Origin of the sequence: Flavobacterium sp. FlaQc-48 (assembly GCF_044007335.1) — a bacterium.
Taxonomy (GTDB): domain Bacteria; phylum Bacteroidota; class Bacteroidia; order Flavobacteriales; family Flavobacteriaceae; genus Flavobacterium.
Map to the genome: position 1 here is coordinate 367,481 of NZ_JBIPCR010000005.1, position 15,431 is coordinate 382,911.

The following is a 15,431-nucleotide window of genomic DNA, read 5'->3' on the forward strand; positions in this document are numbered from 1 at the left end:
CATCAGTAAATTAATAAAAGCAGGAAGCAAATAACAAATATGGAAAAAGTAAAAGCCAAAAAACATTTAGGACAACACTTCCTGAAAGACGAAAGTATCGCCAAAGCAATTGCAGATACTTTAAGTTTGAAAGGATACGATGAGGTTTTAGAAATAGGACCGGGGATGGGTGTGTTGACTAAGTATTTGCTTGAAAAACCAATTAATACACACGTAATTGAGATTGATGGAGAATCGGTAGTGTATTTGGGTGAAAATTATCCAAAATTAAAAGATAAAATTATCTCTCAGGATTTCCTGAAATACAATATAAACGAGGTTTATGAAAATAAACAATTCGCTATTATTGGAAATTTCCCCTATAATATTTCAACACAGATTGTTTTTAGAACTTTAGAATTCAAACATCAGATTCCGGAATTTTCGGGCATGTTTCAAAAAGAAGTTGCAGAACGAATCTGCGAGAAAAAAGGCTCAAAGGCTTACGGAATCTTATCCGTATTGGCTCAGGCTTTCTATGATACCGAGTATCTGTTTACAGTAGATGAAAACGTTTTTATTCCTCCGCCCAAGGTCAAGTCGGGTGTGATGAAAATGACCCGAAAGGAAGATTATAGTCTTCCATGCGGAGAAAGATTGTTTTTTACAGTAGTAAAAACGGCTTTTCAGCAAAGACGAAAAACATTACGTAACAGTTTGAAAACATTAAATTTATCAGATGATTTGCGATTAGACACTATCTTTGATAAGCGTCCGGAGCAATTAAGTGTAGACGAATTTATTGTTTTGACTCAAAAAATAGAAGCCGATGGAGTTCAAAGTTAGCAAAGATTTAATCCAACAATTAGAGGAACACATTGTTAAGAAAAATGACAAAGAACTTGAAATTTTACTTAATGATTTGCACCACGCCGATATAGCTGAGATCCTCGATGAGCTGGATTTTGACGAAGCAACCTATATTTTTAAGGTTTTAGACAGTGATAAAACGGCCGAGATTCTTCTGGAATTAGAAGATGATTTAAGGGAGAACATCTTAAGCCGACTTTCGCCTAAAGAGATTGCCGAAGAGCTTGATGAGCTTGAAACCAATGATGCGGCAGATATTATCGCAGAACTTTCGCAGGAAATTAAAGCCGAAGTAATTTCGGAAATGATTGACGTTGAGCACGCCAAAGACATTGTAGATTTACTTCGTTACGATGAAAATTCTGCGGGTGGTTTAATGGGGAAAGAGTTGGTAAAAGTCAACGAAAACTGGAATGTTCTGACTTGCGTAAAAGAAATGCGTATTCAGGCAGAGAATGTTTCAAGAGTACATTCGATCTATGTAGTTGACGATGAAAACAGACTTAAAGGAAGGTTATCTCTTAAGGATTTACTGACCACTTCGACTAAAACCCAGATCTCAGATATTTACATTCGAAAATTAAATTTCGTAAACGTTGATACCGAAGATGTTGAGGTAGCACGTATCATGCAGAAATACGATTTAGAGGCCATTCCTGTTGTAGATGAACTGGGAAGATTGGTAGGAAGAATTACCATTGATGATATTGTAGACGTGATCAAGGACGAAGCTGATAAGGATTACCAATTAGCAGCGGGTATTACACAAGACGTAGAATCTAACGATAGTGTTTTGGAGTTAACCAAAGCGCGCTTACCGTGGCTTTTAATAGGCATGGTGATCGAAATTGTGGCTTCTTTCGTTTTAAAAGGAAACGAAGCTACGTTTCAAAAATATTCAACTTTAATTATTTTCGTTCCCTTACTTTCTGCAACAGCAGGAAATATTGGAGTACAGGCATCGGCCATTGTGGTTCAGGGTTTGGCAAACGGGACACTAAAAGAGTTTAGCCGTGGTTATTTCAGTAAGGAAATTAGCGTATCGATGATTTCAGGAACGATTATTTCCCTGCTTTTGTTGGCCTATCACTCTGTAATGTACCAACAATATTTAGTGGGAATCGCGATTTCTATTTCGATGATTGTCGTGATTTTGTTCGCTGCCACTTTAGGAACTTTAGTACCGCTTTTTCTGCACAAAAATAAAATCGACCCTGCAATTGCAACCGGTCCGTTTATTACAACCACCAATGATGTTTTTGGAATTATGCTCTATTTTGGAGTGGCCAAATTGATCCTTGGATTTTAAGTTTTTGCAACAAATTTATAGATTACAGTGATTTAAGATCTGTAAAATCTGTGTAATTTGTGGCTGAAAAACACGCTATTAACCAGCCAACAAATAAGCAATGAAAGTACATATAATAGGGGGAGGAAATCTTGGGGTTTCTATAGCCCTGGGAATTGCTAAATTCTCAAAAAACAACCAGGTCACTGTTACCAGAAGAAATACGGCCAGTATTCAGTATTTATCAGAATACGGAATCACGGTTTCATCAGATAATAAACATAACATTCAGGAGGCCGACGTCGTAATCTTAACCATAAAACCTTATCAGGTAGATGTGGTTCTGGCTGAAATTCTGCCGGTAATTCAGGAAAAAACCATTGCTTCGGCAGTAAGTGGCTTATCTTTGGATGTACTTCAGGAAAAAACAAATAATGCATATCCGGTCATTCGAATTATGCCCAATATCGCAGCGCAATTTGGCGAATCCGCAACTTGTATTTCTTTTCCTGAAAAATATAGAGAAAAAGCATTGCCAATTGTTGACTTGTTTCAGGATCTGGGAACAGCTCCTGTAATTGATGAAAAATTGATGGATGCAGCAACGGTTCTTGGCGCCTGCGGAACAGCGTATGCTTTACGTTATATTCGTGCTTCTATGCAAGCCGGAATCGAAATTGGTTTCGATTCTCAAACCGCATTGGCAATTGCCGCGCAAACCGTAAAAGGAGCAGCCAAAATGTTATTAGAGGAAAAAGTACATCCGGAACAATTAATCGACCGTGTAACGACACCTCAGGGCTGTACCATTGTAGGTCTGAACGAAATGGAGCACAACGGTTTCAGTTCTTCATTAATCAAAGGAATCAAGACCTCTTTGAAACAAATTAAAGGCTAGATACTATTAAATTGCAATCCCGAAGCTTCGGGATAAAAATCCAAATTCCAGTTTTGTTGGGGGTTGGATTTTTTTTGTACGTTACATTTCGGCATGTTTGTCACTTCGACGGAGGAGAAGTCACACAAGAAACTAACGTTCAGAATAATTTAGCATCGTGCTCTCAGGATGTGATTTCTCCTTGTGTCGAAATGACAAGATTGTCTATAATCTGAATTTACTTTCTAATCAATAGTATATACTTCCTGTCACACTCTGAAATCTTAGTATAAGAGTTCATCGAATTCCCGTAATTCTGAATCGTAAGAGTGTCTTTGACATAACTGGCACCGATTCCAACAGGGATTTCCAGTTCTTTGGCATTTGTATCAGAAACAGAATCTGATTCTTCTTCCTTGCTTATATCTCCTTCGTATTCATCCCATTCTATGCCTTCTAAAACAATGTATTTTTCTCCGGATTCATTTGCGGTAAAAGTGGCTATGCCTTTTAGTTCCCTGAGTTTTGTTTTTAGAAAATAACGATAGCCATTTTTTTCTTTCAGTATTTCTACAGAGATCTTACATTCACCAGTGTTCTCCGGGTCAGGTTGTGTTTCGTAAAAACCTGCAATAGATTCTTCGTTTTTGTTTACGGAATCCATTACTGTTTTTTCAGGATTCTTTACGGGAGCAGCAGGTTTTGGTTTATTGTTGCAGGCCAAAAAGAATACCATTATAAAAAGTGCAAAGAAATGTTTATGGTTTAATTTCATAATCTTTAAAATGCGTTTTACAGATTGAATTGTAACTCTAAGCGCTGAAAGTTATACCGTTTTCTTTCTGGACAAAGTATATTTGAGATAAATTAATCCAAAAACACCTGAAAGTATTGAGGCGATTAAAATTGCAATTTTAGAAAAAACAATAGTTTCAGGATCTTTAAAGGCTAAAATCGTAATAAAGATAGACATCGTAAAACCAATTCCGCCTAACATTCCGGCACCTAGAATATGTGCCCATTTCAGGCTTTTAGGCAAAGAACATAATCCGGCGCTGACTCCAATAGAAGAGAAAAGAACGATTCCTAATGGTTTTCCAACAACAAGACCCAAAATAATTCCGATAGTATTAGTATGACTTAAACCTTCGTGCCAGTCTGATTGAATCGCAATACAGGTATTTGCAATAGCAAACAGAGGTAAAATAAGGAAAGCAACCGGTTTGTGTAAAAAGTGCTGCAATTTATAAGACGAAGATTTTTCTCCACCATCGCCAAACGGAATTACAAAAGCAAGTATTACACCCGTGATTGTTGCATGAACGCCTGAGTTAAGCATGAAGTACCACATTACGACTCCTCCAATTAAATACGGAATGAGGTTCTGAATTTTCATTCGATTTAAAACAAACAAGAATCCCCAGATTCCTAATGCGATCGCAAGATTTACAAAAGATATAGAGGTTGTATAAAAAATAGCAATGACAATAATAGCGCCTAAATCATCGATAACAGCCAATGCAGTCAGGAATACTTTTAACGATGATGGAACTTTTTTCCCTAAAAGAGATAATATTCCAATAGCAAAAGCAATATCAGTTGCCATCGGGATTCCTGCTCCGTTTTGAGTTGCCGTACCAAAATTTAAAGCCAGGAAAATAGCTGCCGGAACCAGCATTCCGCCAAGAGCAGCCATAATAGGTAAAGATGCATTTTTGATGTTCGATAATTCGCCATGATAAATTTCGCGCTCTAATTCTAAACCAATCAATAAAAAGAAGATAGTCATTAAACCATCGTTAATCCAGTGAGTAATAGAATGTCCGCCTAAATCTCTTTCCCAAAAAGCAATATAGCCTGCTGAGTAGGAAGAATTTGCCAAATACAAAGAAAGGATCGTCACAAATAATAAGAGCAATCCTCCCGATTTTTCGTTTTTAAAAAAGGCTTTAAAAGTCTTGGTTAATTTCATTTTAGAGAAGTTCAGAGGATTTGGAAGAATTTTTTTTGAGGCTTGTATTTTCAAAGTTAAAAATAATTGAATTAAAATGGGGAATATAACGGTACTTTCTCATAAAAAAACAAAAGAATAGGTTCCGCGCAAATTTTTAGTTTCGTGATTGAAATGATCAAACGGCATAACAGATGCTAAGCCTTTTTTTATTATTTTTAAAACTTTTCTCATTAAAAAAATAAACCAAATGAATTGTAAAGCTATAATATTTAGGGGCTTACTGCTGTCTTTAATCTTGATTCAGATTTCCTGTAAACAAAAAGACGATCAAAATGTGGCAACAGCAGCTAAAAATAGCCCGACTTTAGTCAATATTGATGAAAACTATCAACTAAATGAAGCGCTAACCCATGATGAAAAGTTTGAGGTAAAATCAGTTATCCATTTTTCAGCAAAGTACAATTCGCCTAAATTATCACAGTATGACTGGAACATGAAACAGGGGCATCTCTATACCGTTCATGAATTGGCCAATGGAAATGTTATGTATATCGTAGAACAAGGAGATGGAAAGTACAATTATACCCCTTTTGTAGTAATACTGGATAAAGAAGGCAATGAAATAGCCAGGCAAAAAATAGCGACCGATAACAAATCAAAATATAATTTTTATAATGCAGTGGTGTCAACAGACAAGGAGGGTGGATTTGTATTGTATGTTAAGAAAGAAATAAGTTCGCCGGATAAATCTACGGATGATGATTCGAATGAAGCAAAGATGCAAAGCACACTGGCTAAATATCAAATAGACAAAATGATATTTAATACCAGATATTCCGGTTATCAGGGTACAACGAAACCACTAGCAGGTATATTACTCAGGCCTTTGCAGGAAAAAGGGTTTTCTTATATCCCAACGGGCGATTTTTCGCTGCAGTTTTTAAAGGGCAAAGTGTTTATAAGTGGCTCGGCAGCGAAGCCTAATCAGGACGAAGTGCCTTTTATTGCGATACTCGACAGTAATCTGAAATTGCTAAAAATAAATAGCTTTGATCATTATCCGCAAACTAAAGTGGATAATATAAGCATAAATGCTGATGGAAAGTTGTATGTAGAAGGAGTTGAAAATTCGGCAGCAGACGGAACCTATTATTCCACAAATAAAAGGTTTGTCCTTGATGGGGATTTAAAATTTATTAGTGACAAATCAGATAAAAAACCTTTTTATTCTTTTTACCGTGGCCCTTCGGCACCTGATTATGAGGAAGAAGAAGACAGTATTGTAAATGATGCTAAAGAAGAATCTGCAGTATCTGAATCAGTTGTAGAAACTAAAGACACAGAAAAAGGCAGCAGGGCTGTTTTTTATAGTGATAAGTTAGAAAATTGCTATTACAGTATCAAAGAAAAGAAAATAAACTCAGCTGAAATTGTATTTGAGAAAAGTAAAAGTCAGGATAGTACCACTTTGTGGCAAACTAAATTTATATTCCCTAATACATACGAAGTACCTTATTCTAACAGCACCGAAGGGTTTAGGCGTTCCAATGGCGATTTTGTCTTTTTCTTGTTTCTAAGAGATAAGGCTGTCGAAAATGAAGCGCTAAGCATAGCAATATTTGTGTTTAATAAACAAGGGCGCTTGGTGCGCCAATTTCAAACTCCCGGTTATTTTCAACTGACGGAATTTAAAATGAAGGAATCAAAAGGAAAACTGATTACAGGGTTTATATCTTCTGATGCAAAATACGTTAATAATGAATGGGAATATCCGAGTGCTTTTCATTCCGTCATTTATCCTTTAGACTAGGCAATATCCTGAAGACCCGAAGAATCTGAAAGAGAAAAACTTTGTGGCTTCGTGTATTTGCAAGAATAAAAAGCACCCTGTTTTAAGTAATAACTTAATTAAACAATTAATAAATAGCTGTATTTTTGTTGGATAAAATATAATAACAATGAGCATAAAAATTCTTCATATCGACAGCAATCATCCTATTCTTTGGCAACAACTGGAAGAAGCCGGTTTTGAAAATCACACCGATTTTAAATCTTCTAAAGAAGAAATTGAAGCTAAGATTCAGGACTATAACGGAATTGTAATTCGAAGCCGGTTTAAAATTGATAAAACTTTTTTGGATAAAGCCACTAATCTGCAGTTTATCGCCAGGGTAGGAGCGGGCCTGGAAAGTATTGATTGTGACTATGCCGAAACAAAAGGAATCCATCTCATTGCGGCACCTGAAGGAAACCGCAATGCAGTTGCAGAACATTCGCTGGGTGTAATCCTGTCTTTGTTTAATAATTTAAATCAGGCCAACGCTGAAATAAAAGCCGGACACTGGAACAGGGAAAGCAATCGCGGACACGAACTGGACGGAAAAACGGTTGGAATTATTGGTTACGGAAATATGGGAAAGGCGTTTGCGAAAAAACTTCGTGGTTTTGAAGCAGAGGTTCTTTTTTATGATATTTTAGAAAATATTGGGGACGAAAATGCCAGGCAGGTTTCGTTGCAGGAATTACAGCAAAAAGCAGATGTTTTGAGCCTGCATCTTCCGTGGACTCCGGAAACAGATAAAATGGTTAATGCTGATTTTATAAATGCATTTTCAAAGCCCTTTTGGATTATAAATACCTCACGTGGCAAAAACATTGTTACTGCTGATTTGGTTGAAGCGATGAAGTCTGAAAAAGTTTTGGGAGCTGGTCTGGATGTTCTGGAGTATGAGAAATTATCTTTTGAAACGCTTTTTCAGGATAAAAATACGCCCGAAGCTTTTCAATATTTACTTCAGGCTAATAATGTTCTTCTTACACCTCATATTGCGGGCTGGACTTTTGAAAGTCATGAACGTTTGGCGCAGGTTATTGTCGACAAAATTAAGGCAGTGTACAATAAATGAGCTTAATGAGAAACAAAAGCTGTAGCGTTTTGTTTTTTTGGAATTTTATAACGAGTTTTTTCTGTAGATTTCTCCATGCAGAATTAGTTTTTAATGTTAATTTTTAATAATATTGTTTCAGATTTTAGCTAAATCATTTAAAAAAGAGGAGTTGATTTTACAAGTTTTTAAGAAGATCTAATTCTTTATAGAAAAACCTTTTTTTAATACAAAAATAATTTATAGAGTACGTCTGTTGATTTATACTGGTGTAGTTTTGCAGACTTTTAAAAAGAATGTTCAGGAAAAGCCTGTCTAATGCTTAAAAATTAAAAATATATTAACCTTAATTTAATTAATAAAAATGGAGAACAATTTTAAAGAAACGTCAAATAATTTTAATGAACCAATCCCGGTATTCAAGGTAGATCCTATCATGGTATTGCTTTTTGGGTTTTTATCTTGCGGATTATATTTAATTTACTGGAATATTAAAGTTGCAGAAGTTTTTAACGCTGTAGCTAAAAAAGAAGTTATTTCGCAGCCCATTGCAATTTTTGCAGGTTGTTGTATGCCGGTAAATATCTATTTCTATTATTTGGCCGGAAAAGAAGCATTGCCAAAAGTTTATGAAAAAACAGGTGAACTTCAAAAAGACCAATCAACTTTATTAATTGTTTTAGGGTTCTTTTTCCCTATTGCAGCAGCAATGATTGTACAAGGTGATATCAACAGATTATACAACGAATAGTAGAATAAAACGTAAAATTTACGGAATTATCGGTGCAGCAATTACACTGATAGTTCCGTTTTTTTTAATGATCAACAATCACAACGATCATTTAGAGTCAGATCAGTCGTTTTGTCCTTTCAAAATGTTGACTGGTTTTCCTTGTCCCGGTTGTGGTATAACCAAATCTTTGGTATACTTTTATCAGGGTGATCTGTACAAATCGCTTAGTTATCATATTTTAGGGCCTTTTGTTATTGTGTTTTGCTGGCTGACTATCATCGTGCTAACAACAGAAATTATCACTAAAAAGGAATACTTTACAGGACTTTTGTATAATCGAAAACTGGCATACAATATGGCTTACTTTTTAGTCATTTATCATGTGATTCGTTTAGTGCTTTTTGTTCGGAACAACTCCTTTGATGATATATTGCATCAGTCGATCTGGTTTTAAAAATATAGAAAACTCATAAGCTTAACTTTAGCTTATGAGTTTTTTCTTTTAGAGGCTTATGCAATTAATCTTCTTTCTCAGATAATTTACGCTCTAATTTTTTTAGTTCCTTTTCAAAATGTCTTTTTGTGTTGTAATAATAACGTACAGGGGATGTGAAATTAGTTTCTATTTCTTAATCTTATCTTTAAAACTCTAAATTAAAAGTAAGTATGAAAGAATTTTTATTAAATATGGAATGTAACAGGATATACCGTTGGAAAGACTGCTTTAATTTTTCTTTAAGTATGGAGCATATAAGAATTCATTTAGAAGAAAAAAAAGAGCTCTACAGCCTTACTAATTCTGAGTTTCCAAATAATACAGAACAGTTAATTATGAGAAAAAGAGGAATTGATATTTATAATTTTACAATGCCACGTTCAAGTTATTTACCTTCTTATCTTTTTATAGCATCAGGCGAATGCCATATTGAAAATAAAGCATCTGATTTGGAACCGGGAAAAGCCTCTTTTTTCTTAAAAGAAGGAGATTTTTTTAAGTTTGATGCGGGTGACTACATGTTTGAAGTAAATAAACATTGTGCCACAATCCGTTTGCACTTATTTATAGAAATACCGCCAATTTTAGAGGCGCTGAAGAAACAATATAAGTTTTAATTTTTTTTTAAATTAAGCAAAGTGGTAATTTAACGGTAATAATATGATTGTTTTAAGATGGAAAATATATATGAAACAACAAGATTAGAAGATCTTCAAAAACATCTTTTTAAGGCAGAAAGAGATAAAAAATGATATTAAGTATAGTACTGCTATATTTTTTGAAGAAGAATGTGCAGATGATTATTTGGCTAAGCTATTTCCTGTTATAAAAGAAAATTTGCTTTGGCTCGAACAAAATCTCGGAATTTTGATGACACAAATTAAGGAAAAGCTACCTAATGGAGCAGATATAGGTCTTTTCAGGCAATTACATATTGTTTCATTTACATTGCATTTCGAGAGTAAATATAATAAGCCTCTTATTCGGCTTGCTTATGGAGATGATGGTATTTATGTTCTTGTAGGTATAAAAGAAAAAGAAATACTTACGGTTTTGTTGAATTCAATTTGAAAATTTATAAAAAAGAGAAATCCCATTTGCTAAATTTAGTAAATGGGATTTCTCTTTTTTATATGAAAAGCAGACTTAATCTTCTTTCTCAGATAATTTACGTTCCAATTCTATTTGAAATTCTTCAATAACGGGCTTCATAGTGCTTTCCGGAATATCGGCGATTCGAATGTACATTAAACCATCTATGGCATTGTTGAACAAAGGATCGACGTTGAAAGCTACAACACGTGCATTTTGCTTGATGTACTTTTTGATTAAAACCGGTAAACGTAAATTTCCTGGTTCTAGTTCGTCAATGATTTTGTCGAATTTGTTTAAGTCAGATTCGGCTTCGTCAAAGATAAAATCTTTATCAGCATCTTTCAGTTTTACTTTATAGGCTTTCTTCGGGTGAATGTATTGTGCGATATAAGGGTCGTAATAATTTGACTTCATAAACTCAATCATCAATGATTTCGAAAAGTCAGAGAACTGATTGCTGATACTCACGCCGCCCAATAAATATTTGTGTTCCGGATAACGCAATGTGGTATGAATAATACCTTTCCATAACAAGAACAAAGGCATTGGTTTTTGCTGATATTCTTTGATGATAAAAGCACGTCCCATTTCGATCGATTTATGCATCATGTCGTGTAATTCAGGTTCAAATCTGAATAAATCATTCAGGTAAAAACCTTCAATTCCGTATTTTGGATAGATTTCAGAACCTAATCCCATACGATAAGCACCGGCGATCTTTTTGGTTTCGTCATCCCATAAAAACATATGGTGGTAATATTGGTCAAACTTATCTAAATCGATAGATTCATTAGTTCCCTCGCCTACTTCACGGAAAGTGATTTCGCGCAAACGGCCAATTTCGTGCAAAATATTCGGAATAGATTTCGCTCTTGCAAAAAATACTTCGTAGTTTTTGCTCTGCAGTAAACGGCAATCGCTGTTTCTCAGCATATTCACCTCGTCAATCATTTTTGACTCATTTGCAGGCGTAACGATTTTTTTAGGTGCTTTTGGTATTTTTAAACTTGCGGTATCCAGTAATTTGCTGTCCTTTTCAAAAGGATTGGCCAGCATATAGGTTTTCTTTCTTAGAAATTCAGAGTACTCTTCAAAAGATTCAATTTCATTTTGTTCGTTTACCGAAATCGGTTTTCCAATACGAACTTTAATCACACGGTCTTTCTGTGTTAGCAATTCCGAAGGTAATTTTGCAGTACGCAAAGTATCGTCGATTTTAGAAAGCCAATAAAACAATCTGCTGTTTTTAGCATGAAAATAGATGGGTACAACCGGAACTTTGGCTTTTCTGATTAATTTCAGGGCACCTTCTTCCCATGGTTTGTCTACCACTAATTTTCCGTCTTTATAAGTCGAAACTTCCCCGGCAGGGAAAATCCCTAAAGGTTTCCCGTCACTTAAATGGCGTAACGTTTCTTTGATTCCTACTACACTCGATTTAGCATCCTTATGGTTCTCAAAAGGATTGACCGGCATGATGTATTTTTTAAGCGGAACAATTCGGTGCAATAAAAAGTTGGCAATGATTTTAAAATTAGGTTCTCTTTCAAGCATTAATTTCAAAAGCAGGATACCATCAATTCCTCCCAGCGGATGATTTGAAATGGTAATATAAGCACCATCTTTAGGCAAACGTTTTAAATCTTCTTCAGGGATTTCAAATTTAATTTCCATCTCATCCAAAATTCCGTTTAAAAAAGCAACGTCTTCTAAATGTTTATTATGATCGTAAATTTTATTAAGGGTAGAGATCTTAAGGACCTTCATAAGAATCCAGCCTGAGAAAGTACCAAGAACTCCGTACTTTTCAACATTTATTGCCTTTGCAACTTCTTTCGCGGTAACTAAACCCATGTACTATTTTTAATTTATTAGAGCAGCGAACAAAGATAACAAAAAACTCTACTTTTCGTCGTTTCAAACACAAACTTTCCACTTTTTTATTACATTTGGAATCCTAAAAAAAACACTGATGAAAATTATTTCTTATAATGTAAACGGAATACGTGCTGCGATAACTAAAGGTTTTATCGAATGGCTGCAACAGGCTAATCCTGATGTTATTTGCCTTCAGGAAATAAAAGCAACAGAGGAGCAAATTCCGGTCGAAGCTATAACGGCCGCTGGCTATCCGTATCAATATTACTATCCGGCAACCAAAAAAGGGTATAGTGGTGTGGCGATTTTGTCTAAAACAAAACCCAATAATGTAGTATACGGAACCGGAATTCAGCACATGGATTTTGAGGGACGTAATCTTCGCGCTGATTTTGATGAGTGCTCCGTGATGAGTTTATATCTTCCGTCAGGAACGAATATTGAAAGATTAGATCATAAGTTTATGTTTATGGATGACTTTCAAACCTATATAAATGAGTTAAAATTAACGATTCCGAATCTTATTATCTGTGGGGATTACAACATCTGCCATGAAGCAATTGATATTCACGACCCGGTTCGTAACAAAACCGTTTCAGGATTTTTGCCTGCCGAACGTGCCTGGCTTGACGGATTTATGAAATCCGGTTTTATCGATAGTTTCCGTCATTTCAACAAAGATGCACATCATTATTCCTGGTGGAGTTACCGCGCAGGAGCCAGAGGAAACAACAAAGGATGGCGTATCGATTATAATCTGGTAAGCGACTCCTTGCAACACAGACTGAAGCGTGCTGTAATTCTTCCGGATGCCGTACATTCAGATCATTGCCCCGTTTTAGTCGAAATTGAGTAAATTTTGGTATTGTTCTTGTTGAGAGAAGTGTGATTTAGTTTTAGGAGTTATCTTAAGCTACGTTCAGGGAGCTGTTTCCGGCTATACGCTATATCTTTGCCTGCCCAAAGAAGGTAAGCAAAGGATGTCGCTTCTATCTGGGCCAGGGCCTTTGTTCAACAAGAAATTTAGAATTTTAATACCCTCCAAATAAAAACCAATGAACATGATTAAAAAGGCCTCCATCGGATTACTGGTTGTAGCAATGTCTATGACTTCTTGTGTATCCAAGAAAATTTACAACGATCTTGAAACAAAATATTCAGATCTTAAAAAAGAAAACCGCTCTATTGCGGATCAAAATGCCGATTTACAAAAATCAAAAAATCAGTTAGAATTAGAACGTGACAATCTAACCAAAGACTTAACAGCAACCAAAGATGAATTGGCAAAACAAAAAGCCGATTTAGCTGCAGCACAAAACAAATTTAAAGTTTTACAGGATTCATATAATGCACTTGAAAAAAACAGTAACGATGCATTAGAGAAAAATATGGCTAAAAACCGCGAATTGTTAGCGCAGTTAGAAGCAAAATCTAAAAAATTAGCCGAAGAACAAGCCAGTCTTGATAAAACAGCAAGTCGTTTAAATGAACTTGAAGCTATGATTGCCGCAAAAGAAGCAGCAATGAAAAAACTAAAAGAAACATTGTCTAAAGCCTTAAACGGTTTTGAAGGCAAAGGTTTAACAGTAGAACAGAAAAACGGAAAAGTATATGTTTCTATGGAAAACAAATTACTTTTTAACTCAGGAAGCTGGGCAGTTGGGACTGAAGGAAGAAGAGCAGTTGTGGAACTGGGAAAAGTATTAGGTGATAATCCGGATCTTTCCGTTCTTATAGAAGGTCATACAGATGATGATCCGTATGCAGGTTCAGGCCCAATCGCAAACAACTGGGATTTATCTACCAAAAGAGCTACAGCAATTGTAAATATTTTAAGTGAAAACACTAAAATCAACAAGCAAAAATTAACAGCAGCGGGCCGCAGCGAGTTTTCTCCGCTTGCAAGTAATGCCACTCCGGAAGGAAAAGCTAAAAACCGAAGAATCGAAATCATCTTAACACCAAGATTAGATGAAATCGCAGAAATGCTGAATAGCATAAACTAGTTTTTAGGAACAAAGGTTCAAAGGAACAAAGGCTCAGAGTTTTTTAACTTTGGGCCTTTTGTTATTATGAATCTAACTTAGAGTCTTAGCAACTTAGAATCTTACTATCTCAAAAAGAAATCTTGTAGTTTTTTTAACTTTTGTCATATTTTCATTTGAAAAATCCCGTTGTATCTTTGATCTTTATGATTCAGGAGAAAAACTTAGAATCTTAGCGCCTTAGAACCCTAGCAACTAAAAAAAATGAAATACACGACACTACCTAACACCGACATAAAAGTTAGTAAAATAAACCTGGGAACAATGACTTTTGGGCAACAAAATACAGAAGCCGAAGGACACCAGCAAATGGATTATGCACTGGAAAGAGGGATTAATTTTTTTGATACTGCCGAAATGTATTCGGTTCCGGCACGTGAAGAAACGTACGGAAGCACAGAAAAGATTATTGGAACCTGGTTTAAAAAAACAGGAAATCGTCATAAAGTAGTTTTGGCCTCTAAAATTGCGGGCCCAAACCCTAATTTTACTTATATGCGTGAGAAAGGGGATTTCTCTCCTGCAAGTATCAAATACGCTTTAGAAAACAGCTTAAAACGTCTTCAGACCGATTATATCGATTTGTATCAGATGCACTGGCCGGAACGACAAACCAATTATTTCGGACAACGTGGTTTTAAAGATTATGATGAAGTTTGGGAAGATAACTTTAGAGAAGTCCTAGAAACCTTTGACGGTTTGATCAAAGAAGGTAAAATAAAACACATTGGTGTTTCTAACGAAAATGCCTGGGGAATGATGCGTTTTCTGGAAGAGAGCAAATATCAAAACCTGCCAAGGATTAAAACCGTTCAAAACCCGTATAATTTGTTGAATCGTCTTTTTGAAGTTGGTTCTGCCGAAGTTTCAAAATATGAAAATGTGGGTCTGTTAGCTTATTCTCCTTTAGCATTTGGGGTTTTAACCGGTAAATTTCTAACCGGTGAAACACACCCGAATGCGAGAATTAATCTTTTTCCGCAATACACTCGTTACAATAGCGAACAATGTACACAAGCTACAAAGTTATATCAGGAAATTGCTCATAAACACGGATTAACCCTAACAGAACTGGCAATGGGATTTGTATTACAACAGCCGTTTTTAACCAGCGCGATTATTGGAGCAACCACAATGGAGCAACTAAAAGAAAATATCGATACTATCGATGTGTTTTTATCAAAAGAAATTTTAACTGAGATTGCAGCTGTTCAGGCGATAATTCCTGATCCTGCGCCATAAGAACGTATAGAGAGTCAAACCTGACAGGTTTCTTAGGTGGTTCAGTTTGACGATAAAAAAATCCCGATACAAAATTATTGTATCGGGAT

The 15,431-nt window shown here is 35.5% G+C and carries 14 protein-coding genes; 11 read left to right on the forward strand and 3 right to left on the reverse strand.

Going from position 1 to position 15,431, the window contains the following annotated elements; translation table 11 throughout:
• Positions 1-39 precede the first annotated feature (39 nt).
• The 3 genes from rsmA (at position 40) to proC (ending at position 3,035) form a co-directional block, all read left to right on the forward strand.
• Positions 40-825: a 16S rRNA (adenine(1518)-N(6)/adenine(1519)-N(6))-dimethyltransferase RsmA gene (rsmA, locus tag ACHRWY_RS11080; RefSeq protein ID WP_395354558.1), complete on the forward strand. Its 786-nt coding sequence runs from the start codon at positions 40-42 to the stop codon at positions 823-825.
• Positions 809-2,158 carry a magnesium transporter gene (mgtE, locus tag ACHRWY_RS11085; protein WP_395354560.1) on the forward strand — a complete coding sequence of 450 codons (1,350 nt, stop codon included), beginning with the start codon at positions 809-811 and terminating at the stop codon, positions 2,156-2,158. The genes rsmA and mgtE overlap by 17 nt, the downstream gene beginning before the upstream one ends.
• A gap of 100 nt (positions 2,159-2,258) precedes the next feature.
• Positions 2,259-3,035 (forward strand): pyrroline-5-carboxylate reductase, encoded by a 777-nt coding sequence (gene proC / locus ACHRWY_RS11090; protein WP_395354561.1) that lies wholly within the window; start codon positions 2,259-2,261, stop codon positions 3,033-3,035.
• Between the two features lie 217 nt (positions 3,036-3,252).
• On the opposite strand, the gene ACHRWY_RS11095 is transcribed toward proC, so the two are convergent.
• Both ACHRWY_RS11095 and nhaA read right to left on the reverse strand, forming a co-directional pair.
• Positions 3,253-3,789, reverse strand: coding sequence for a hypothetical protein (locus ACHRWY_RS11095; protein ID WP_395354563.1), 537 nt, complete (start codon positions 3,787-3,789; stop codon positions 3,253-3,255).
• Between the two features lie 51 nt (positions 3,790-3,840).
• Positions 3,841-4,986, reverse strand: a complete 1,146-nt coding sequence (gene nhaA / locus ACHRWY_RS11100; protein ID WP_395354565.1) for a Na+/H+ antiporter NhaA — start codon at positions 4,984-4,986, stop codon at positions 3,841-3,843.
• Positions 4,987-5,215: 229 nt separating this feature from the next.
• Between nhaA and ACHRWY_RS11105 the strand changes: the two genes are divergently transcribed.
• The 5 genes from ACHRWY_RS11105 to ACHRWY_RS11125 all read left to right on the forward strand — a co-directional run bounded on the left by ACHRWY_RS11105 (position 5,216) and on the right by ACHRWY_RS11125 (position 9,699).
• The gene (locus ACHRWY_RS11105) at positions 5,216-6,778 is read left to right on the forward strand and encodes a hypothetical protein (RefSeq protein ID WP_395354567.1); all 1,563 of its coding nucleotides are present in this window, start codon (positions 5,216-5,218) and stop codon (positions 6,776-6,778) included.
• Between the two features lie 148 nt (positions 6,779-6,926).
• Positions 6,927-7,874, forward strand: coding sequence for a 2-hydroxyacid dehydrogenase (locus ACHRWY_RS11110; protein WP_395354569.1), 948 nt, complete (start codon positions 6,927-6,929; stop codon positions 7,872-7,874).
• A 343-nt stretch (positions 7,875-8,217) separates the two neighbouring features.
• Positions 8,218-8,604: a DUF4234 domain-containing protein gene (locus ACHRWY_RS11115; protein WP_395354570.1), complete on the forward strand. Its 387-nt coding sequence runs from the start codon at positions 8,218-8,220 to the stop codon at positions 8,602-8,604.
• Positions 8,576-9,040 carry a DUF2752 domain-containing protein gene (locus ACHRWY_RS11120; RefSeq protein WP_395354572.1) on the forward strand — a complete coding sequence of 155 codons (465 nt, stop codon included), beginning with the start codon at positions 8,576-8,578 and terminating at the stop codon, positions 9,038-9,040. The genes ACHRWY_RS11115 and ACHRWY_RS11120 overlap by 29 nt, the downstream gene beginning before the upstream one ends.
• A 212-nt stretch (positions 9,041-9,252) precedes the next feature.
• Positions 9,253-9,699, forward strand: a complete 447-nt coding sequence (locus tag ACHRWY_RS11125; protein WP_395354574.1) for a hypothetical protein — start codon at positions 9,253-9,255, stop codon at positions 9,697-9,699.
• Between the two features lie 529 nt (positions 9,700-10,228).
• Here ACHRWY_RS11125 and ACHRWY_RS11130 read toward each other — a convergent pair.
• Positions 10,229-12,031, reverse strand: a complete 1,803-nt coding sequence (locus ACHRWY_RS11130; protein ID WP_395354576.1) for a GNAT family N-acyltransferase — start codon at positions 12,029-12,031, stop codon at positions 10,229-10,231.
• Positions 12,032-12,149: 118 nt separating this feature from the next.
• Here ACHRWY_RS11130 and ACHRWY_RS11135 point away from each other — a divergent pair, with 118 nt between their 5' ends.
• From ACHRWY_RS11135 to ACHRWY_RS11145, 3 genes are all read left to right on the forward strand, one after another.
• The gene (locus ACHRWY_RS11135; protein ID WP_395354577.1) at positions 12,150-12,911 is read left to right on the forward strand and encodes an exodeoxyribonuclease III; all 762 of its coding nucleotides are present in this window, start codon (positions 12,150-12,152) and stop codon (positions 12,909-12,911) included.
• Between the two features lie 205 nt (positions 12,912-13,116).
• A complete protein-coding gene (locus ACHRWY_RS11140; RefSeq protein WP_395354579.1) occupies positions 13,117-14,061 on the forward strand; it encodes an OmpA family protein in 945 nt (314 codons plus the stop codon).
• A gap of 243 nt (positions 14,062-14,304) precedes the next feature.
• On the forward strand, positions 14,305-15,342 hold the full coding sequence (locus ACHRWY_RS11145) for an aldo/keto reductase (protein ID WP_395354580.1): 1,038 nt from the start codon (positions 14,305-14,307) through the stop codon (positions 15,340-15,342).
• Positions 15,343-15,431 lie beyond the last annotated feature (89 nt).

Bases quoted from the DNA above. Each gene is read 5' to 3' on its own strand.
- rsmA (WP_395354558.1), top strand. From the start codon at position 40: ATGGAAAAAGTAAAAGCCAAAAAACATTTAGGACAACACTTCCTGAAA.
- mgtE (WP_395354560.1), top strand. From the start codon at position 809: ATGGAGTTCAAAGTTAGCAAAGATTTAATCCAACAATTAGAGGAACAC.
- proC (WP_395354561.1), top strand. From the start codon at position 2,259: ATGAAAGTACATATAATAGGGGGAGGAAATCTTGGGGTTTCTATAGCC.
- ACHRWY_RS11095 (WP_395354563.1), bottom strand. From the start codon at position 3,789: ATGAAATTAAACCATAAACATTTCTTTGCACTTTTTATAATGGTATTC.
- nhaA (WP_395354565.1), bottom strand. From the start codon at position 4,986: ATGAAATTAACCAAGACTTTTAAAGCCTTTTTTAAAAACGAAAAATCG.
- ACHRWY_RS11105 (WP_395354567.1), top strand. From the start codon at position 5,216: ATGAATTGTAAAGCTATAATATTTAGGGGCTTACTGCTGTCTTTAATC.
- ACHRWY_RS11110 (WP_395354569.1), top strand. From the start codon at position 6,927: ATGAGCATAAAAATTCTTCATATCGACAGCAATCATCCTATTCTTTGG.
- ACHRWY_RS11115 (WP_395354570.1), top strand. From the start codon at position 8,218: ATGGAGAACAATTTTAAAGAAACGTCAAATAATTTTAATGAACCAATC.
- ACHRWY_RS11125 (WP_395354574.1), top strand. From the start codon at position 9,253: ATGAAAGAATTTTTATTAAATATGGAATGTAACAGGATATACCGTTGG.
- ACHRWY_RS11130 (WP_395354576.1), bottom strand. From the start codon at position 12,031: ATGGGTTTAGTTACCGCGAAAGAAGTTGCAAAGGCAATAAATGTTGAA.
- ACHRWY_RS11135 (WP_395354577.1), top strand. From the start codon at position 12,150: ATGAAAATTATTTCTTATAATGTAAACGGAATACGTGCTGCGATAACT.
- ACHRWY_RS11140 (WP_395354579.1), top strand. From the start codon at position 13,117: ATGATTAAAAAGGCCTCCATCGGATTACTGGTTGTAGCAATGTCTATG.
- ACHRWY_RS11145 (WP_395354580.1), top strand. From the start codon at position 14,305: ATGAAATACACGACACTACCTAACACCGACATAAAAGTTAGTAAAATA.